Below are 18,696 nucleotides of genomic sequence, written 5' to 3' on the forward strand. Positions count from 1 at the left end.
ATGATTCGCAATAACAATCACCCCACCGGATCGGGCCGACCCGGCGGGGCGCGATGCCGGTCTCAGCCGTGCAGCGAATCGCCCGCCGGCAGCGCGGCATCACCACGCACGTGCTTGTGTTTGAAGAAGATCGCGAACAGTACCGCCACCACCAGCGAGTACAGCGCGAAGGTGGTCCAGATGTCGTGCCAGTCCTTGCTGCCGTCGGCGCGAGTGAACCAGAGGTCGATGATTACGCCGCTGATCGAGCTGCCCAGAATCGCGCCGATGCCGTTCGTCATCAGCATGAACAGGCCCTGCGCGCTGGCGCGGATCGCCGGGTCGCTCTGCTCCTCGACGAACAGCGAGCCGGAGATGTTGAAGAAGTCGAACGCCATGCCGTAGACGATGCACGACATCACGATCATCCACAGGCCCGGGCCCGGGTCGCCGTAGGCGAACAGGCCGAAGCGCAAGACCCACGCGATCATGCTGATCAGCATCACCGTCTTGATGCCGAAGCGCTTGAAGAAGAACGGGATGGCCAGGATGAACAGCGTTTCGGAAACCTGCGAGATCGACATGATGATCGCCGGGTAGCGCACGGCGAGCATGCCCTTGTACGCGTCGACGTTGGCGAAGTCGTGCAGGAAGGTGTCGCCGTAGGCGTTGGTCAGCTGCAGCGCCGCGCCCAGCAGCATCGCGAAGATGAAGAAGATCGCCATCTTGCTGTTCTTGAGCAACGCGAACGAGGTCAGCCCCAGCGTATCCAGCCACGAGGTGTGCGCCTGGCCGCGCAGGCGCGGCGGGCACTTCGGCAGAGTGAACGCATACAGGCCGAGCAGCAGCGCTGCACCGGAAGCCACGTAGAACTGGCCGCCCGAGGTTTCCAGGTGCAGCAGGCTCACCGTCCACATCGCGGCGATGAAGCCGATCGTGCCCCACACGCGGATCGGCGGGAATACCAGTACCACGTCCGCGCCGTCGGTCTTCAGTGCGTTGTAGGCCACCGTGATCGCCAGCGAGATCGTCGGCATGTAGCACATCATGTTGAGCAGCATCACCCAGAACAGCGTGTTCGGGTTGTCGATCGAAGGCACGATGAACAGCACGATCGCGCCGCCGATGTGCAGCAGGCCGTAAAGCTTCTCCGCGTTGAGCCACTTGTCCGCGATCACGCCCATCAGCGAGGGCATGAACAGCGAGGCGATGCCCATGGTCGAGAAGATCGCGCCGAACTGCGCCCCGGACCAGTGCCGGTACTGGAACCAGTACGCGCCAATAGTGATCAGCCACGCGCCCCACACGAAAAACTGCAGAAAATTCATCGCCACAAGGCGGAGCTTGATGCTCATCGGCCAGTATCCAGCATGTCGGGTTCCCCAGGAGAGGCCGAGGGAACTGCCCCGTGGCCATGAAGCCCGGGCAGGGTAGATGAATCCGCGGGCGGCCGGCAAGGCGCGCTGCGGCGTGCGCTCAGTCCGCTGCGCGCAGTGCCGCGGCCACGCGTTCGCGCAGTACCGGCAGCAGTTCCGTTTCGAACCACGGATTGCGCACCAGCCATAGCCGGTTGCGCGGGCTGGGATGCGGCAGCGGCAGGCGATCGTGGGCCAGATGGTCGCGCCACGCCTGCACGGTGTCGGTGAGGCGGGTGCCGCGCGCCACGCCGAGCAAGCCGGCCTGCGCGTACTGGCCGATCACCAGAGTCAGTTGCACTTGCTTCAGCAGCGGCAGCAGGCGCGGGTGCCAGGTCGGCGCGCATTCGGGCCGCGGCGGCAGGTCGCCGCCCTTGCCGGTGCCGGGGAAGCAGAAACCCATCGGCACGATCGCCACGCGGCTGGCGTCGTAGAACATGGCCTTGTCGATCCCCAGCCAGTCGCGCAGCCGGTCGCCGCTGGGATCGTTGAACGGAATGCCGGTCTCGTGCACCTTGCGCCCCGGCGCCTGGCTGACGATCAGCAGCCGCGACGTCGCCGATGCCTGCAGCACCGGTCGCGGGCCCAGCGGCAGATGCGCCGCGCAGATCCGGCACGCGCGGATCTCGCCGAGCAGTTCATCCACTCGGTCACCCTTGGTCATGATGTCCCCCGATTTCCGATTTCCGTCCATCAAGGCAGCAGCTTCCCGGGGTTGAGGATGCCATCCGGATCGAACGCGACCTTCACTGCGCGCATCAAAACGAGGGCTTCCTCACCAAGGGCCAGCGGCAGGTACTCGCGCTTGACCAGGCCGATGCCGTGCTCGCCCGACAGCGTGCCGTCGAGCGCGATCACCAGCGCGAACAGTTCTGGCAGCGCGGCGTAAGCGCGCTCGATCTCGTCCACGTCGCGTGGCAGCAGGTTCACGTGCAGGTTGCCGTTGCCGGCATGGCCGAAGCTGACGATGGGCACGGCGTGCCTTTCGGACAGCATGCGTACGCCGTCCACCAGTGCCGGCAGGCGGCTCACCGGCACCACCACGTCCTCGTTGATCTTGTGTTGCGTCACTGCGCGCTGCGCCAGCGAGAGCGCCTTGCGCGCCGCCCACAGCGCGGCGGTTTCCGCCGCGTCCGTCGCCACCGCGAGTTCGACCAGGCCGGCGCCGCGTGCCGCGCGCATCACGGCGGCAGCGGTGACATCCAGCGTTCCCGGCTCGCCGTCCACCTCGATCATCAGCAGCGCGCCGGCCTCGGGCACGCCGGCTTCGGGGTGGAAGTCGCGCGCCAGCTTCAGCGCCAGCGCGTCCATGAACTCGAGCGCCGAGGGCGTCACCGTTTGGGCCATGATCCGCGCCACCGCCTGCGCCGCGGTGCCCGTGTCGACATAGCTCGCGCGCAACGTGCGCACCGCGCCGGGCCGGGGCGTGAGTTTGAGGGTGGCTTCGGTGATCAGCGCCAGCGTGCCTTCCGAGCCGATCAGCAGGCGGGTGAGGTCGTATCCGGTCGAATCCTTGGTGGTGTGCGTGCCGGCGCGGAAGCCCGTGCCGGTGCCCGCCACGGCGCGCAGGCCGAGCACGTTGTCGCGCGTGGCGCCGTATTTCACCGCGCGCGGCCCGCCGGCGTTGCAGGCGAGGTTGCCGCCCACCGCGCACCACGGCGCCGAGCCCGGATCGGGCGCCCAGAAGAAGCCGTGCGGCGCCAGCGCCTGTTGCAGCATCTCGTTGGTCACACCGGGTTCGACTACCGCGAGGCGGTCGTCCGGCGCGATACGCAGGATGCGGTTCATCCGCGCGAAGCACGCCACCACGCCGCCGGCCGCCGGCACCGAGGCGCCGGTGGAACTGGTGCCACCGCCGCGCGCGGTGATCGGCACCTTGTGCTCGCGGCAGGCGCGCACCAGCGCCTCCACTTGTTCATGCGCGGTGGGAAACACCACTGCCTCAGGCAACTGCTGGTGGCGTGAGTTGTCGCGTGCGAACGCGCGTCGTTCGACTTCATCGGTGGCGAGTGCGTCGACGGGGAAGATCTCGCGCAGGCGGACGAGCAGTTCGGCGGGCAGGGGCATCGGCAAAGCGTAATCCACTCGCGGGAAAATTTTTCTGCGCCAGATCAGTCGGGCCGGATCAGCCGGCTTCGAATGCGCTACGCAGCCATTCGCGCCGAATGGCATCGGGCGGGCCGTCGTAGCTGACCACGTCGAAGCGGCAACTGCGTCGCGCGTGTTGCGGATGGGCAGCCAGCCAATGCTGCGCGGCGAGGATCAGTTTCGCCTGCTTGGCCGCGGTGACCGAAGTGGCGGCGTCGCCATGGCTGGCGCTGCGGCGGTAACGCACTTCGACGAACACCACAGTGTCGCCATCGCGCATCACCAGATCCAGCTCGCCATGGCGGGTGGTGTAGTTGCGCGCCAGCAGCGCCAGGCCGGCGCGTTCGAGTTCGTCGCAGGCGCGCTGCTCGAAGCCGTCGCCGGCGGCACGCATCAGTCCACCGCAGGCTGGAAAGCGCCGTTCGATAAGGAGCCAACCGGCGACGGCTCGGCCGTGGCGGGAGGGGCGTTCGACGGTACGTCGTCCATCTGCAGGCTGCCGCCCAGCGGGCGCGCCAGGCCGTTCTGGAACTGCGCCCAGATCAGCACGCGACGCACCCGGCCGAACTGGTCGGCGGCGAGCTGGCCGCTGGCGCCAGGCACGTAGCTGCCCGGGTGTGCGCGCAACCATTCCAGATAGGGCACCAGGTTCCACGCATCCATGCCGAACGCGAACAGTCGTGCGGCACCGCCGCGGGCGGCCGGCAGGCGCGCGGCAATCCCGTCGTGATTCGGCAGGCCCGGCTGGGCGTCGAACAACCACGGCGCGTCGCAGAATTCCACGCCGTCCAGGTCGCGATTCGCGGCGACGTCGTCGCTGCCTTCATAGACGTGCGAGGTGGCGAACACCGGCAGGTTCACCTGTGCGATACGCAACTGCGGCAGCAGCACGCGCGCCTGCGCCGGACGCATGCTGATGAAGATGCCGGCATCGTTCACGACGCCGCTTTCGGCCGGGGCGGTGGTGCCGCTGGTGGCGGGTGCGGAAGCGGTGGGTGTGGCGGGAAGCTTCAGTCCGGCGATGATGCCGGCGTAGCTGGTGACGCCCGGCGGCAGGGTGATCGTGCCGGCGATCTGCCCGCCGCGCGCCGCCAGCTCGGCCTTGAAGGCACCCGCTGCGCGCTGCGCGAAGTCGTCGGTGGAGACCAGCACGTAGACCTGGCGCAGGCCGCGCTCGACCATGTGGTCGGCGACCTGGGCGCCTTCGGTTTCCGGCAGCAGGCCGAATTCGCTGGCATCGGCCGCCGGCAACTGCTTGTCGTCGGGGTGGTTCAGTGCCAGCACCGGCACCGGCAGTTGCGCCTGGCTGAACACCGCGGCGACTTCGCCGCGGGTCAGCGGACCGACCACCAGCCGGGCGCCGTCGCTGACCGCCTGTTGGTACGCCTTGACCGCACCGTCGGCGGTGCCCTGGCTGTCGTAGACGCGCACCGACGGACGCGGCGCATGGTTGCGCCCGGCGTCGAGATAGGCCGCAAAAAAACCTTCGCGGATCGCCGTGCTTGCCGCGCCGTAATTGCCGTCGTTGGGCAGCAGCAGGGCGACCTGGGTAGGCACTTTGTAGCCTTCGCGCACGTTCGCGCCGGCGCCGGGCAGCAGGGTGCCGACCGGCTGCTGCAAGTCCGGCGGCGGTTGCGCCACGGCGACGCCGAGCTGGCTCAGCGCCTCGTTCACCCATGGCAGCATGCGGTCGCCGCGCTGCATCGCGGCGGCGCGCTGCTTGAGCGACTCGACGCCGACCTGGTTGAGTAGAGCGAGGATCTGCTGGCGATTCTGGGTATGGTCGAAACCGCTCAATTGGCCGTCCATCTGCACGCGGGTGCGTGCAGCGCCCCAGCGGTCGCCGCTGGCGGCCATGGCGCGGGCGCGCCATTCCAGCAGGCGTAGTTGCAGTGCGGGCGGCGCCACGACGTTCGGTTGCGTGGTGAGCCGCAGCGCGGTGGCGGCATCGTGCCGGTCGAGCGCCAGCTCGGCCAGCAACAGGTCGAACCTGAGCGGCTCGTCCCCGCTCAGGCGCTGGCGCTTGATGCTCTCCAGCACCGGGGCGGCGCGCTCGAGCTGACCTTCCTCCCGCCATGCCTCGGCGGCGAGCAGGCGGTAGCTGTCGGCGTGGCCACGCGATTGCGTGGCCAGCGCCAGCCATGCCTGGGCGGCCTGGTCGAACTGGCCTTGCCGGGACAGCGCTTCGGCGCTTTGCGCAGCGGCGAGTTCGGCCGGCGAGCGCGGTGCGTTCGCCGGCACGCAGGCAGTCAGCGCCAATGAAAACAGCAGTCCGATCGCGGCGGCGCGCGAGAGGCGCATGAAGCGCATGGGAAATCCCTTGTTCGTCATGGTCGTCAATGCGCGATCATAGCGGATCGACTTGCCGGCTTACGGCGCAGGAGTTTTCAGATGTCATCTGTTCAGCCAGGTTGCTTATGGGTGGTGGCTACCCCCATCGGCCATCGCGATGACCTGTCCGCCCGCGCGATCGAGACCTTGCGCGCGGTGGCGGTGATCGCGGCGGAAGATACCCGCCACAGCCGGCCGCTGCTGGTGCATCACAACATCGACACGCCGCTGATCGCGCTGCACGAGCACAACGAGCGCGATGCGGTGGACGCCATCGTGCGCCGGATGCAGGGCGGCGATGCGGTGGCGCTGATTTCCGATGCGGGCACGCCGCTGATCAGCGATCCGGGTTTCCGGCTGGTGCGCGCCGCGCGCGCGGCCGGCATCCGCTGCATCCCGGTGCCGGGTGCCTGCGCGGCGATTGCGGCGCTGTCGGTGGCCGGCCTGCCCAGCGACCGTTTCGTGTTCGAAGGTTTCCTGCCGCCGAAAGCCGCCGCACGGCGCAGTCGGCTGCAGGAGCTGGCGGGCGATGCGCGCACGCTCATCTTCTATGAGTCGTCGCATCGGGTCGCCGAAAGCCTGGCCGACATGCGCGATGTGTTCGGCGCCGATCGCGAGGCGGTGCTGGCGCGCGAACTGACCAAGCTGTTCGAGACCGTGCTGGGCGCGCCGCTGGCGGAGCTGGCGGTGTGTGTCGTCGCCGATCCCGACCAGCAGCGCGGCGAGCATGTGATCCTGGTTGCGGGGCGCGGCGAGGAAGTGGACGCGAAGCTGGCCGAGGGGCAACGCGTCTTCGCGATCCTGCGCGAGGAGCTGCCGCCGGCGAAGGCGGCGAAGCTGGCGGCCGCGATCAGCGGCGCGCCGCGCAAGCTCCTGTACCACGAGCGGGAATAGAGGGGGAATAGGGAATTGGAGAGGCGCGGCGCGCGGGCTTTGACCATTCCCCATTCCCAGCCAGTACACTGGTCAAGGAGTCGGCCGGACAGTCGCGTCGCGCGCAAGCGCATCGAGGAAAGTCCGGGCTCCGCAGGGCAGAGTGCCAGGTAACTCCTGGGCAGCGTGAGCTGACGGCCAGTGCAACAGAGAGCAGACCGCCGATGGCCTCGCAAGAGGATCAGGTAAGGGTGAAAGGGTGCGGTAAGAGCGCACCGCGTACGGGGTCAACGTCGTACGGCACGGTAAACCCCACTCGGAGCAAGACCAAATAGGGGAACGATAACGCGGCCCGCGTTGTTCCCGGGTAGGTTGCTGGAGCCAGGCGGCGACGCCTGGCCGAGAGGAATGACTGTCGCGTCGCAAGACGTACAGAACCCGGCTTACAGGCCGACTCCACCTCTTTTGTGCCTTCATCACCACCGCGACCCGTCGTCGCGGTGGTGATGAAGGCGTCTGTGTGAACGGTGATTCATCCCTGCGCGGTGTTATTCCGCCGATTCGAACCGGTTTCATCCGGTTTGGGTCCAAAACGGTGTGTAGGGATTTATAAAAAATTCCCTGCTTTCAAACACCTTGCCGGCGTTCCTGAGAATATGCTGCATGTATGGTCAGCATTCTGCCTTTACTCCTTGATTCACAAGCGATTTCCCTTGACAGTCTCATGGGGCGAGATTATCGTGGGCTCCAGTGTGAAATCGTGGGTTTTAGTGGAGTGTGCTGATCGTGTTCCAGGGCGAAACCGCCATCACCATCGACGACAAGGGTCGCCTGACCATTCCGACGGCATATCGGGAGCAGGTGGCGGGCGAGTGCGCCAATCGTCTGGTGGTCACCTACAACCCGTTCGAGCCGGGTTGCCTGTGGCTGTTTCCGCACGCGGCGTGGGAACTGGTGCGCGACCAGGTCAACGCACTTTCCAAAGTGGTCAAGGCGCATCGCGACATGCAGATGAAGCTGGTCGGCGCGGCCGCCGTGGTCGAGCCTGATTCGGCGTCGCGGGTGCTGCTGCCCGCCAGCCAGCGTGCCACGACCGGCATCGACAAGAAGGCGGTGCTGCTCGGCATGGGCGACAAATTCGAATTGTGGAGCGAACAGGAACACCTCAAGAAGATCCGCCAGACCATCGGTGAAGGCGAGATCACACAGGCAATGGCGGAATTGCGCCTGTAAGGCGCGATCGGCATGTGGGCGGGACGGGAGCGGGAGTGCGGCATGGCCGAGCAGCAGTTGCGGCACATCCCGGTGATGCTGGGTGAAGCAGTGGAGGGACTCGCCGTGCAGGCTGGCGGGCGCTATCTCGATGGAACCTTCGGTCGCGGCGGTCACGCCCGCGCGGTTCTGTCGCGCCTTGGTCCCGACGGCCGTCTGCTGCTGATGGATCGCGATCCCGCCGCTATCGCCGCGGCGCAGGCCGAGTTTGCCGGTGACCCGCGGGTGGCGATCCGGCATGCGAATTTCTCCAGCCTGGCCGAGTGGGACGAGACCGCCGCCGGCCTCGACGGCGTGCTGCTCGACCTGGGCGTGTCCTCGCCGCAACTAGACGAGGCCGCGCGCGGCTTCAGCTTCATGGCCGATGCGCCGTTGGATATGCGCATGGACACCACCCAGGGCGAGAGCGTCGCGGATTTCCTGGCCCAGGCCAGTGAGCGCGAGATTGCCGATGTGCTGTGGAACTATGGCGAAGAGCGCCACAGCCGGCGCATCGCCCGCGCCATCGTGGCTGACCGCGACGCCACCCCGTTCACCCGCACCGGCCAGTTGGCCGCGTTGATCGAGCGCGTGGCGGGCCGGCGCGAGCCGGGCAAGCATCCGGCCACCCGCAGCTTCCAAGCGCTGCGCATTCGCGTGAACGGCGAGCTGGATGCCCTGCAGCAGGGGCTGAACGCGGCGCTGGAACGGCTCAAGCCCGGCGGCCGGCTGGCGGTGATCAGCTTCCATTCGCTGGAGGACCGCGCGGTGAAGCTGTTCATCCGCGATCACTCCGGTCGCGTGCAGAACAGCCGCCGCGGGCCACCGGTGCAGGCCGCCCCGGCGCGGCTGGCGGCGATCGGCAAGGCACAGTTCCCGTCCGACGCCGAGCTGGCGGCGAACCCGCGCGCGCGCTCCGCCGTGCTGCGCGTGGCGGAGAAGTTGCCATGAAGGCGATCGGCGCCCTGTGCCTGCTGACCCTGCTGGTCGCCGTGCTGGCCAGCGCACTCGGCGTGGTGTGGACGCGCCACGAGAGCCGCGTGCTGTTCGTCAACCTGACCGCATTGCAGAACCAGCGCGACGAGCTGAACATCGAATACGGCAAGCTCGAACTGGAGCAGGCCACCTACGCCGAACCGCGGCGCATCGACGACGAGGCCCGACAGAAGCTGGGCATGGTCGATCCGCGTCCGCAAGACATCCGGTTGCTGCGATGAGCTGGCGCAATCACAACACTCCCGCTCAATCCGGCCGGCGCCGCAGCGCCGGCCCCAGTGCGCGCCGGCGCATGGTGGTGGTGGTCGGTCTGCTCGGATTGGCCTCGATCGGCCTGGTCGCGCGCGCGTTCGACCTGCAGGTGGTGCGCAAGCAGTTCTATCAGCGCCAGGGCGACGCGCGCTTCCTGCGCGAGATGCCGATCCCGGTGTCGCGCGGCACCATCTTCGATCGCAACGGCGAGCCGCTGGCGGTGTCGACCCCGATGATGTCGATCTGGGCGAACCCGTCCGAAGTGCTCGACAACGACGAGCGCATCCCCGCGCTGGCGCAGGCGCTGGGCGTGGATGCGGACGGCCTGAAGGCGCAGCTGGCGCAGCGTTCCGACCGCGAGTTCGTCTACCTGCGCCGGCAGATGGCGCCGGCCGCGGCGCAGGCCGTGCTGGACCTGGGCATTCCCGGCATCAACGGCCAGCGCGAGTTCAAGCGCTACTACCCGTCCGGCGAAGTGACCGCGCACGTACTCGGCTTCACCAACATCGACGACCGCGGCCAGGAAGGCCTGGAGCTGGCCTACGACGACTGGCTGGCCGGCAAGCCGGGCGCCAAGCGCGTGATCCGCGACCGCATGGGTCACGTGGTGGAGGACATCGAGCAGGTGCGCGCGCCGAAGCCGGGGCAGAACCTCACGCTCAGCATCGACCGGCGCATCCAGTTCCTCGCCTACAGCGAGCTGAAGAACACGCTGGAAAAATCCCAGGCCGACTCCGGCTCGATGGTGGTGCTCGACGTCAAGACCGGCGAAGTGCTGGCGATGGTCAACCTGCCCACCTACAACCCGAATGCGCTCAGCGGCAGCCGGCCCGGCCAGCGCCGCAACCGGGCGATGACCGACGTGCTTGAGCCGGGTTCGACGGTGAAGCCGATCCTGATGGCGGCGGCGTTGTCCAGCGGCAAATACACGCCGACCAGCCCGATCATCGACACCACCGGTGGGCACTGGTACTTCCAGGGCCACGACATCCATGACACGCATAACTGGGGCCTGCTGACGCCAACCGGCGTGATCACCAAGTCGAGCAACGTGGGCGCGGCGCGCATCGCCATGCAGCTCGACACCTCGCTGATGTACGACACCTACCGCGCGTTCGGTTTCGGCAACAGCACCGAGAGCGGCTTCCCCGGCGAAGCCTCCGGCTACCTGCGGATCGGGCGCGACTGGCGGCCGCTGGAAAAGGCCATCCTCGGCTACGGCTACGGCCTCAACGTGACCGTGCTGCAGCTGGCCAATGCCTACGCCACCATCGCCGACGGCGGCGTGATGCACAGTCCCAGTTTCATCAAGGGCGGCGACGTCGCGGCCAAGCAGATCATCTCGCCGGAAGTGGCCACCCAACTGGTCCGCATGATGGAGACGGTGACCGGGCCGGGCAGTACGGCGCCGCAGGCGCGCATCGCCAACTACAGCGTGGCCGGCAAGACCGGCACCGCGCACAAGGCCAGCGCTGGCGGCTATGCCAAAAGCAACTACACCGCGGCGTTCGCCGGCATCGTGCCGGCGTCGAATCCGCGTCTGGTCGGCGTGGTGGTGATCGACGACCCGCAGAAGGGCAGCTACTACGGCGGCATGGTCTCCGCGCCGGTGTTCGCCAAGGTGATGGAGGGCGCGCTGCGCCTGCTCGACGTGCCGCCGGACAACATCGGTCGCTGGTACGTGGGCGGCCCGCTGCAGAACGTCGACGGGCTGGTCGGCAGCAAGCCGCCGATTGATGCGGCGATAGACGATGCCCCGGTCGACGAGGACACGCCATGAGCACTGGCCACCTCGATCAGCTGCTGCTGGGCATTGCCGATGCGCCGATCGCCGCTTCGCCGGAGACCGGCCGCATCGTGGTATCCGGCCTGACCCTCGATTCGCGCCGGGTGCAGCGCGGCGACGCGTTCTTCGCCTTGCGCGGCGGCCAGGTCCACGGCATCACCTTCGCCGCCGGTGCCGTGCAGCGCGGCGCCCAAGTGGTATTGGCTGAGGCGCCCGCGCCCGATGAGGTCGAGCCGCTGGAGGTTCCCGTTCTGTGGATCGACGACCTGCGTGCTCAGGTCAGCGAAATCGCCGCGCGCTTTTACAATCGTCCCAGCGAGTCGATGCGGGTGGTCGGCGTCACCGGCACCAACGGCAAGACCTCGTGCGTGCAGTTGCTGGCGCAGGCGCTGACCCTGCTCGGCCATCGCGCGGCCTCGATCGGCACGCTCGGCGCCGGCGTGCATGGCCAGTTGCGCGAAGGCGAGCGCACCACGCCGGATGCGATCAGTGTGCAGGCGCTGCTGGCGGAATTCCGCGATGCCAGGGTTGGCCACGTGGCGATGGAAGTGTCGTCGCACGCGCTGGAGCAGGGCCGCGTGGCTGCGGTGGATTTCGAGGTGGCCGCGTTCACCAACCTCACCCGCGACCATCTGGACTACCACGGCAGCATGGAAGCCTACGGTGCGGCGAAAGCGAAACTGTTTGCCTGGCCGGGCCTGCGCAGCGCAGTGATCAACATCGACGATGCGTTTGGCTGCGAGTTGGCGGCGCAGTTGCCCACCGGCGTGCAGGCGCTGCGTTTCAGCATGGCCGACGACAGCGAGGCGCAGGTCGCCGCCAGCGCGATCGTCACCTCGGCCGAAGGGCTGGCGTTCCAGTTGCGCACGCCGTGGGGCACGCGGGCGATCCACAGCCATCTGATCGGCCGCTTCAACGTGGCCAACCTGCTCGCCGTGGTGGCCTGTCTCGGCGCGCTGGGCGAGCCGTTCGCGCGCATCGTCGAAGTCGTCGAGCAATTGCAGCCGGTCAACGGGCGGATGAGCCGGCTCGGTGGCCTGCGCGGCCAGCCGCTGGTGGTGGTCGATTATGCGCATACGCCGGACGCGCTGGAGCAGGCGCTGACCGCGGTGCGCGCGCATTGCGCCGGCAAGCTGATCTGCGTGTTCGGCTGCGGCGGCGAGCGCGACGCCGGCAAGCGTCCGCTGATGGGCGAGATCGCGGCGCGGCTGGCCGATGTGGCCATCGTCACCGACGACAACCCGCGCGGTGAAGACGGCGACGCGATCGTGGCGCAGATCGTCGCCGGCATGGTCGCGGCGCGCGCGATGACGGTGGAGCGCGATCGCGCGGTGGCGATCGCCGACGCGTTGCAGCTGGCGCACGCCGGCGACGTCGTGCTGATTGCCGGCAAGGGCCACGAAACCTATCAGGACGGTGCCACCGGCAAGCGTTCGTTCGACGATCTGGCGGTGGCGCATGCCGTGCTGGAACGGATCAGCCAGGAGCCGCGCGCATGATCCGGCTGGGCGCCATCGCGATGTGGACCCACGGACGCCTGCTCGACGGCAGCGCGGGACTGGACGACGCCGAAGTCACCGGCGTCGCGATCGACACGCGCAAGCTGCAGCCCGGCGACCTGTTCGTGGCGATCAAGGGCGAGCGGGCGGACGGCCACGACTATCTGGACGAGGCCGCCGCGCGCGGTGCGGTGGCCGCGCTGGTCACGCGCAAGGTCGACAGCCAACTGCCGCAGGTGCTGGTGAACGACGCCGTGCTGGCGTTGGGCGACCTGGCCAGCGCGGTGCGCGCCCAGCGCGACGTGCGCGTGGTCGGCATCACCGGCTCCAACGGCAAGACCACGGTGAAGACGCTGGTTGCCTCGATCCTGTCGCGGCACGGCCGCACTCACGTCAGCGCGGGCAATTTCAACAACGAACTGGGCCTGCCGCTGAGCCTGCTGGCAATGCCGCGGGACACCGAATACGCGGTGTTCGAGATGGGCGCCGGCAAGCCGGGCGACATCGCCTACCTGGCTGCCATCGCACGGCCAGATATCGGCCTCGTCACACTCATCGCGCCGGCGCATCTTGCGCGCATGGGCAGCATCGAGGGCGTGGCCGAGACCAAGGGCGCGCTGTACCAGGCGTTGCCGGCGGATGGCGTCGCGATCATCAACGCCGACGACGCGTTCGCCAGTTTCTTCGGCGGCCTGGCCGGCGCGCGCCGGCAATTGCGTTTCGGTCTCGATCAGCCGGCCGATGTCGGCGCCGACATCATCGAACAACGCGTGGACGGTTCGCGCTTCGTGCTGAGCACGCCGCACGGCGATGCCGAGGTGGCGTTGCCGTTGCCCGGACGCCACAACATCGCCAATGCGCTGGCGGCGACGGCGGTGGCGCTCGCGCTTGAGGTGCCGCTGGAAACCATCGTGGCCGGGCTGGAGCAGGTGCCTGGCGTGGCCGGCCGGCTGCGCCGCGAAGTGATGGGCGGCGGCTGGACCCTGATCGACGACAGCTACAACGCCAACCCGAGTTCGATGGCGGCCGCGATCGACACCTTGCTGCTGGCCGGCGGCGAGCGCTGGCTGGTGCTCGGCGACATGGCCGAGCTGGGTGCGGACGCGCGCGCGCTGCATGCCGGTATCGGCGCGCGAGCGCGCGAGCGCGGCGTCGACCGGCTGTTCGCGGTGGGTCCGCTCGGCGTGGCCACGGTCGAGGCCTTCGGCGCGGGCGGCGAGCATTTCGACGACAAGGCCGCGCTGATCGCTGCCTTGAAATCGCGCGTGCACGCGGGCGTCACCTGCCTGGTGAAGGGTTCCCGTTCGGCCGGCATGGAGCAGGTGGTGGCGGCGCTCGGCGGTCATGCCGGCACAAACAAGGGGGGCGCATCCGATGTTGCTTGAACTGGCCGACTGGATGGCACGGCACTTCACCGCGCTGCATCTGTTCCAGTACATCACCTTCCGCACGATCATGGCTGCGCTCACCGCGCTGTCGCTGTCGCTGCTGTGCGGGCCGTGGCTGATCAACCGGCTGGCCGCCATGAAGGCCGGCCAGGTGGTGCGCAGCGACGGTCCGCAGACGCACTTGGTCAAGGCCGGCACGCCGACCATGGGTGGCGTGATGATCCTGCTTTCGGTCACCGTTGCCACCCTGCTGTGGGCCGACCTGCACAACCGCTACGTGTGGGTGGTGCTGGCGGTGCTGCTGAGCTTCGGCGCGATCGGCTTCTACGACGACTACCGCAAGCTGGTGCTGAAGGACAGCCGCGGCCTGGCCAGCCGCTGGAAGTATTTCTGGCAATCGCTGTTCGGCCTCGGCGCGGCGTTGTTCCTCTACTACAGCGCACCGCATGCGACCGCCACGGGCTTGCCGGTGGCGGAGACCGCGCTGTACGTGCCGCTGTTCAAGCACGTGGTGCTGCCGCTGGGGCTGTCCTTCGTGGTGATCACCTATTTCATGATCGTCGGCTTTTCCAACGCGGTGAACCTCACCGACGGGCTGGACGGGCTGGCGATCATGCCCACCGTGCTGGTCTCTGGCGCGCTCGGCGTGTTCGCCTACCTGGCCGGCAACAGGGTGTTTTCCGAATACCTGGGCATTCCCTCGATTCCCGGCGCGGGCGAGCTGGCGATCTTCACCGGTGCGTTGGCCGGCGCGGGATTGGGCTTCCTGTGGTTCAACACGTATCCGGCGCAAGTGTTCATGGGCGACGTCGGCGCGCTGGCGATGGGCGCGGCGCTGGGCTGCGTGGCGGTGATCGTGCGCCAGGAGATCGTGCTGCTGGTGATGGGCGGCGTGTTCGTGATGGAAACCGCCTCGGTGATGATCCAGGTGGCGAGCTTCAAGCTCACCGGCAAGCGCGTGTTCCGGATGGCACCGATCCATCACCACTTCGAATTGAAGGGCTGGCCGGAGCCTCGCGTGATCGTGCGCTTCTGGATCATCTCCGTGGTGCTGGTGCTGATCGGTCTTGCCACGTTGAAGGTGCGCTGATGCCGATCTTCGACGCCACCACCCAGGCCAAACGTCGCAGCGGACCGCGCGGCAGCTTCGACCTGTGGCTGCTGGTCGCGCTGGTCGGGCTGGCCAGCGTGGGCGTGGTGATGGTGACGTCGAGCTCGATCGCGGTGGCGGACAGTCAGCACGTCGGCGCGTTCTATTTCCTGAAGAAGCACCTGCTGTTCCTTGGCCTGGGTCTGTTCGCGGCCGGCATGGCGATGCGCACCGAGCTGAAGCTGCTGGAAAAATATGCGTTCCCGCTGCTGGCGTTGGCGTTCCTGATGCTGCTGGCGGTGTTCGTGCCGCACCTCGGCCTGCGCATCAACGGCGCGCGGCGCTGGCTGAACCTGCTGGTGACCACGTTCCAGCCGGTCGAGGCGGTAAAACTCATTCTGGTGGTCTACGTCGCCAGCTACCTGGTGCGTCACCGCGAGAACGTGGAAACCAAGTTCCTGGGCCTGTTCAAGCCGGTACTGGTCGCCGGCATGATCGTGCTTCTGCTGCTGGCGCAGCCGGACTTCGGCTCGGCCACGCTGGTGATCGCGGTGACCATCGCGATGGTCTGGCTGGGCGGCGCGCGGCCGATCTTCCTGTTCCTGATGGGCCTGCCGCTGATGCCGCTGCTGTACGTGGCGGCAACCGGCGAGAGCTACCGCATGAAGCGACTGACCTCGTTCATGGACCCGTGGAAGGATCCGTTCAACGACGGCTTCCAGCTGACCCAGTCGCTGATGGCGATCGGTCGCGGCGAGTGGACCGGGGTGGGGCTGGGCTCCAGCGTGCTGAAGCTGTCCTACCTGCCGGAGGCGCACACCGACTTCATCTTTGCGGTGATTGGCGAGGAACTCGGTCTGGCCGGCGTGCTGCTGGTGATCGGCCTGTTCATGCTGGCGGTGGGGCGCGGCCTGTATCTGGGCCTGAAGGGCGTCGAGGTGGGCCAGCGCTTTGCCGGCTACGTCGCGTTCGGCATCTCGCTGATGCTGGCGATGCAGGCGTTCGTGTCGGTCGGCGTGAACCTGGGCGCGTTGCCGACCAAGGGACTGACCCTGCCGCTGATCAGCTACGGCGGCTCGTCGATGGTGCTGACCTGTGCGATGGCCGGTGTCTTGCTGCGCGCCACCTACGAGATCAACCGTGCGCTGGACGCGCGGCAGATGGCCACGCGGATGCCGGCGGCGGTGGCCGCGGCCGATGCGAACGTCGCGGCGAAGCCGCGCGAGGCGGTGGCCGCATGAACGCGCAAGCACCCGTGCTGATCATGGCCGGCGGTACCGGCGGCCATATCTTCCCCGGCCTGGCGGTGGCCGAGTGCCTGCGTGCGCAGGGCGTGCCGGTGGTGTGGCTGGGCGCGGTCGGCGGGATGGAGACGAAGGTGGTGCCGGCGCAGCGGATCGAGTTGCACACGGTGGCGGTCGGCGGCTTGCGCGGCAAGGGCATCAAGACCCGGCTGCTGGCGCCGCTGATGCTGCTGCGTGCGCTGTTCGCCTCGCTGGCCGTGTTGCGCCGGGTGCAGCCGCGCAGCGTGTTGTCGATGGGCGGCTACGTGGCCGGCCCCGGCGGTCTCGCCGCGTGGCTGTTGCGCCGGCCGCTGCTGGTGCACGAGCAGAATCGCGTGGCCGGGTTCACCAACCGCAAGCTGGCCGGACTGGCGAAACGCGTGCTGGCCGGCTTCGCCGACGCGTTGCCGCGGGCCGAGTGGGTCGGCAACCCGGTGCGCCAGGCGATCGCGGCGCTGCCGCCGCCGGTCGAGCGCATGGCCGGGCGCGCCGGCAAACCGCGTCTGCTGGTGCTCGGCGGAAGCCTCGGCGCCCGCGCGCTGAACCTGGCGCTGCCGCAGGCGCTGGCCCAGCTGACCCCGGCGCAGCGTCCCGAGGTGCTGCACCAGTGCGGCAGCCGCGGTCTCGACGAAGCGCGCGAGGCGTATGCGAAGGCCGGCGTCGAGGCGCAGGTGGTGGCGTTCATCGACGACATGGCCGGCACCTATGGCTGGGCCGATCTGGCCGTCTGCCGCGCCGGCGCGCTGACCCTGGCCGAACTGGCTGCGGCCGGACTGGGCGCCGTGCTGGTGCCGTTCCCGCACGCGGTGGACGACCACCAGACGCGCAATGCCGAAGTACTGATGGCGGCCGGAGCCGCCGAACTGATGCAGGAGAACGAGCTGGACGTGCAGATTCTGGCGCAGCGGCTGGAGTCGCTGCTGAGTGACCGCAACCGCCTGCTGGCGATGGCCGAAGCCGCGCGCACGCTGGCCAAACCCGACGCGGCGCAGTTCATCGCGCGCGCTTGTCTGGAGGTGGCCGCATGACGCCGCGCCGCCTGCACGCCCACGAAGATCCGATGAGCACGTTCCGCCGGGTGCACTTCATCGGCATCGGCGGCGTCGGCATGAGCGGCATCGCCGAGGTGCTGCACAACCTGGGTTATGCGGTGTCCGGTTCCGATCGCGCCAACTCGCCCACCGCGCAGCGGCTGCGACAGCTGGGCATTGACGTGCACGTCGGGCACGCCGCGGAAAACATCGATGATGCCGACGTGGTGGTGACCTCGAGCGCGATCAAGCAGGACAACGTGGAGCTGGTCGCGGCCCGCGCGGCGCGCATCCCGGTGATCCCGCGCGCGGAGATGCTGGGCGAGCTGATGCGTTTCCGCCGCGGCGTGGCGATCGCCGGCACGCATGGCAAGACCACCACCACCAGCCTCACCGCCAGCGTGCTGGCCGAGGCCGGCTATGACCCGACCTTCGTGATCGGCGGCCAGCTCAACGCGGCCGGCGCGAATGCGCGACTCGGCACCGGCCAGTATCTGGTCGCGGAAGCCGACGAATCCGATGGCTCGTTCCTGCTGCTGTCGCCGGTGATCGCCGCGATCACCAACATCGATGCCGATCACCTGGAGAACTACCACGGCGATTTCGCCGAGGTGAAGAAGGCGTTCGCCGATTTCCTGCACCGGCTGCCGTTCTATGGTCTGGCCGTGTTGTGCGTGGACGACCCCGAAGTGGCCGCGCTGGCGAAGTCCACCACCCGCCGCGTGATGACCTACGGCATCGACACCGCGGACGCCGACGTGCGCGCGCTGAATGTGAGCCAGCACGGCTTCGAGATGCACTTCGACCTGCTGCTGCCGGGTCGCGACGCAGCGCTGCCGGTGAAGCTCAACCTGCCGGGCCGGCACAACGTGCTGAACGCGCTGGCCGCGTCCGCGATTGGCTGGCAGCTGGGCGTGGAGGCGGAGGCACTGGCGCGTGCACTGGAGAACTTCCAGGGCGTCGGCCGGCGCTTCCATCGGCGTGGCGAGATCGCGCTGGACCAGGGCAGCGTGCTGCTGGTCGATGACTACGGCCATCACCCGCGCGAGTTGGCCGCGGTGTTCGCCGCCGCCCGCGGCGGTTGGCCCGAGCGCCGCCTGGTGGTTGGTTTTCAGCCGCACCGCTACAGCCGCACGCGCGATCTGCTGGACGACTTCGCCAACGTGCTGGCCGAGGTCGACGTGCTGGTACTGACCGATGTCTACCCGGCCGGCGAGGCGCCGATCGCCGGCGCCGACGGCCGCGCGCTGGCGCGTGCGGTGCGTGCCCGCGGCAAGGTCGATCCGGTGCTGGTCGAGCATCCGCGCGAGCTGAAGGAAACCCTGCCGGCGCTGCTGCGCGACGGCGACTTGTTGCTGCTGCTGGGCGCCGGCGACATCGGCGCAGCGGCGGTGGAGATGGCCCAGCTCGGCAATCTGAGGACGAACAAGTGAG

Annotated in this window: 16 protein-coding genes and 1 other RNA gene; 12 read left to right on the forward strand and 5 right to left on the reverse strand. The window is 68.4% G+C overall.

Annotated elements, in window-relative coordinates:
* Window positions 1–62: 62 nt before the first annotated feature.
* The 5 genes from ABD024_RS03425 to ABD024_RS03445 form a co-directional block, all read right to left on the reverse strand.
* On the reverse strand, window positions 63–1,334 hold the full coding sequence (locus ABD024_RS03425) for a nucleoside permease (protein ID WP_343849707.1): 1,272 nt from the start codon (window positions 1,332–1,334) through the stop codon (window positions 63–65).
* A 121-nt stretch (window positions 1,335–1,455) separates the two neighbouring features.
* Window positions 1,456–2,058 (reverse strand): uracil-DNA glycosylase family protein, encoded by a 603-nt coding sequence (locus ABD024_RS03430; RefSeq protein ID WP_343849709.1) that lies wholly within the window; start codon window positions 2,056–2,058, stop codon window positions 1,456–1,458.
* Window positions 2,059–2,087: 29 nt separating this feature from the next.
* On the reverse strand, window positions 2,088–3,461 hold the full coding sequence (locus tag ABD024_RS03435; RefSeq protein ID WP_343849711.1) for an FAD-binding oxidoreductase: 1,374 nt from the start codon (window positions 3,459–3,461) through the stop codon (window positions 2,088–2,090).
* Window positions 3,462–3,519: 58 nt separating this feature from the next.
* Window positions 3,520–3,876 (reverse strand): YraN family protein, encoded by a 357-nt coding sequence (locus tag ABD024_RS03440; RefSeq protein ID WP_343849713.1) that lies wholly within the window; start codon window positions 3,874–3,876, stop codon window positions 3,520–3,522.
* On the reverse strand, window positions 3,876–5,792 hold the full coding sequence (locus ABD024_RS03445) for a penicillin-binding protein activator (RefSeq protein WP_343849715.1): 1,917 nt from the start codon (window positions 5,790–5,792) through the stop codon (window positions 3,876–3,878). The genes ABD024_RS03440 and ABD024_RS03445 overlap by 1 nt, the downstream gene beginning before the upstream one ends.
* 81 nt (window positions 5,793–5,873) lie before the next feature.
* Between ABD024_RS03445 and rsmI the strand changes: the two genes are divergently transcribed.
* The 12 genes from rsmI to murC all read left to right on the forward strand — a co-directional run bounded on the left by rsmI (window position 5,874) and on the right by murC (window position 18,695).
* Complete coding sequence (gene rsmI, locus ABD024_RS03450) at window positions 5,874–6,707, forward strand: 16S rRNA (cytidine(1402)-2'-O)-methyltransferase (RefSeq protein ID WP_343849717.1); 834 nt, start codon at window positions 5,874–5,876, stop codon at window positions 6,705–6,707.
* A 76-nt stretch (window positions 6,708–6,783) separates the two neighbouring features.
* An RNA gene (rnpB, locus tag ABD024_RS03455) (RNase P RNA component class A) lies at window positions 6,784–7,148 on the forward strand.
* Between the two features lie 324 nt (window positions 7,149–7,472).
* Complete coding sequence (mraZ, locus tag ABD024_RS03460; RefSeq protein ID WP_056387594.1) at window positions 7,473–7,919, forward strand: division/cell wall cluster transcriptional repressor MraZ; 447 nt, start codon at window positions 7,473–7,475, stop codon at window positions 7,917–7,919.
* Window positions 7,920–7,961: 42 nt separating this feature from the next.
* Window positions 7,962–8,888 (forward strand): 16S rRNA (cytosine(1402)-N(4))-methyltransferase RsmH, encoded by a 927-nt coding sequence (gene rsmH / locus ABD024_RS03465; RefSeq protein WP_343849720.1) that lies wholly within the window; start codon window positions 7,962–7,964, stop codon window positions 8,886–8,888.
* Window positions 8,889–8,893: 5 nt separating this feature from the next.
* Entirely contained in the window at window positions 8,894–9,154 is a 261-nt protein-coding gene (ftsL, locus tag ABD024_RS03470) for a cell division protein FtsL (RefSeq protein ID WP_214556654.1), read from the forward strand.
* Window positions 9,151–10,965 (forward strand): peptidoglycan D,D-transpeptidase FtsI family protein, encoded by a 1,815-nt coding sequence (locus tag ABD024_RS03475; RefSeq protein ID WP_343849722.1) that lies wholly within the window; start codon window positions 9,151–9,153, stop codon window positions 10,963–10,965. The genes ftsL and ABD024_RS03475 overlap by 4 nt, the downstream gene beginning before the upstream one ends.
* A complete protein-coding gene (locus ABD024_RS03480; protein ID WP_343849724.1) occupies window positions 10,962–12,470 on the forward strand; it encodes a UDP-N-acetylmuramoyl-L-alanyl-D-glutamate--2,6-diaminopimelate ligase in 1,509 nt (502 codons plus the stop codon). Before ABD024_RS03475 ends, ABD024_RS03480 begins: the two co-directional genes overlap by 4 nt.
* On the forward strand, window positions 12,467–13,855 hold the full coding sequence (locus ABD024_RS03485; protein WP_343849726.1) for a UDP-N-acetylmuramoyl-tripeptide--D-alanyl-D-alanine ligase: 1,389 nt from the start codon (window positions 12,467–12,469) through the stop codon (window positions 13,853–13,855). Before ABD024_RS03480 ends, ABD024_RS03485 begins: the two co-directional genes overlap by 4 nt.
* A complete protein-coding gene (mraY, locus tag ABD024_RS03490; RefSeq protein WP_343849728.1) occupies window positions 13,845–14,948 on the forward strand; it encodes a phospho-N-acetylmuramoyl-pentapeptide-transferase in 1,104 nt (367 codons plus the stop codon). The genes ABD024_RS03485 and mraY overlap by 11 nt, the downstream gene beginning before the upstream one ends.
* Window positions 14,948–16,189: a putative lipid II flippase FtsW gene (gene ftsW, locus ABD024_RS03495; RefSeq protein ID WP_343849730.1), complete on the forward strand. Its 1,242-nt coding sequence runs from the start codon at window positions 14,948–14,950 to the stop codon at window positions 16,187–16,189. The genes mraY and ftsW overlap by 1 nt, the downstream gene beginning before the upstream one ends.
* Window positions 16,186–17,259, forward strand: a complete 1,074-nt coding sequence (gene murG, locus ABD024_RS03500) for an undecaprenyldiphospho-muramoylpentapeptide beta-N-acetylglucosaminyltransferase (protein WP_343849732.1) — start codon at window positions 16,186–16,188, stop codon at window positions 17,257–17,259. The genes ftsW and murG overlap by 4 nt, the downstream gene beginning before the upstream one ends.
* Complete coding sequence (gene murC / locus ABD024_RS03505) at window positions 17,256–18,695, forward strand: UDP-N-acetylmuramate--L-alanine ligase (protein WP_343849734.1); 1,440 nt, start codon at window positions 17,256–17,258, stop codon at window positions 18,693–18,695. Before murG ends, murC begins: the two co-directional genes overlap by 4 nt.
* Window position 18,696: the final 1 nt, after the last annotated feature.

The sequence above is a fragment of the Rhodanobacter soli genome, assembly GCF_039523495.1.
GTDB lineage: Bacteria > Pseudomonadota > Gammaproteobacteria > Xanthomonadales > Rhodanobacteraceae > Rhodanobacter > Rhodanobacter soli.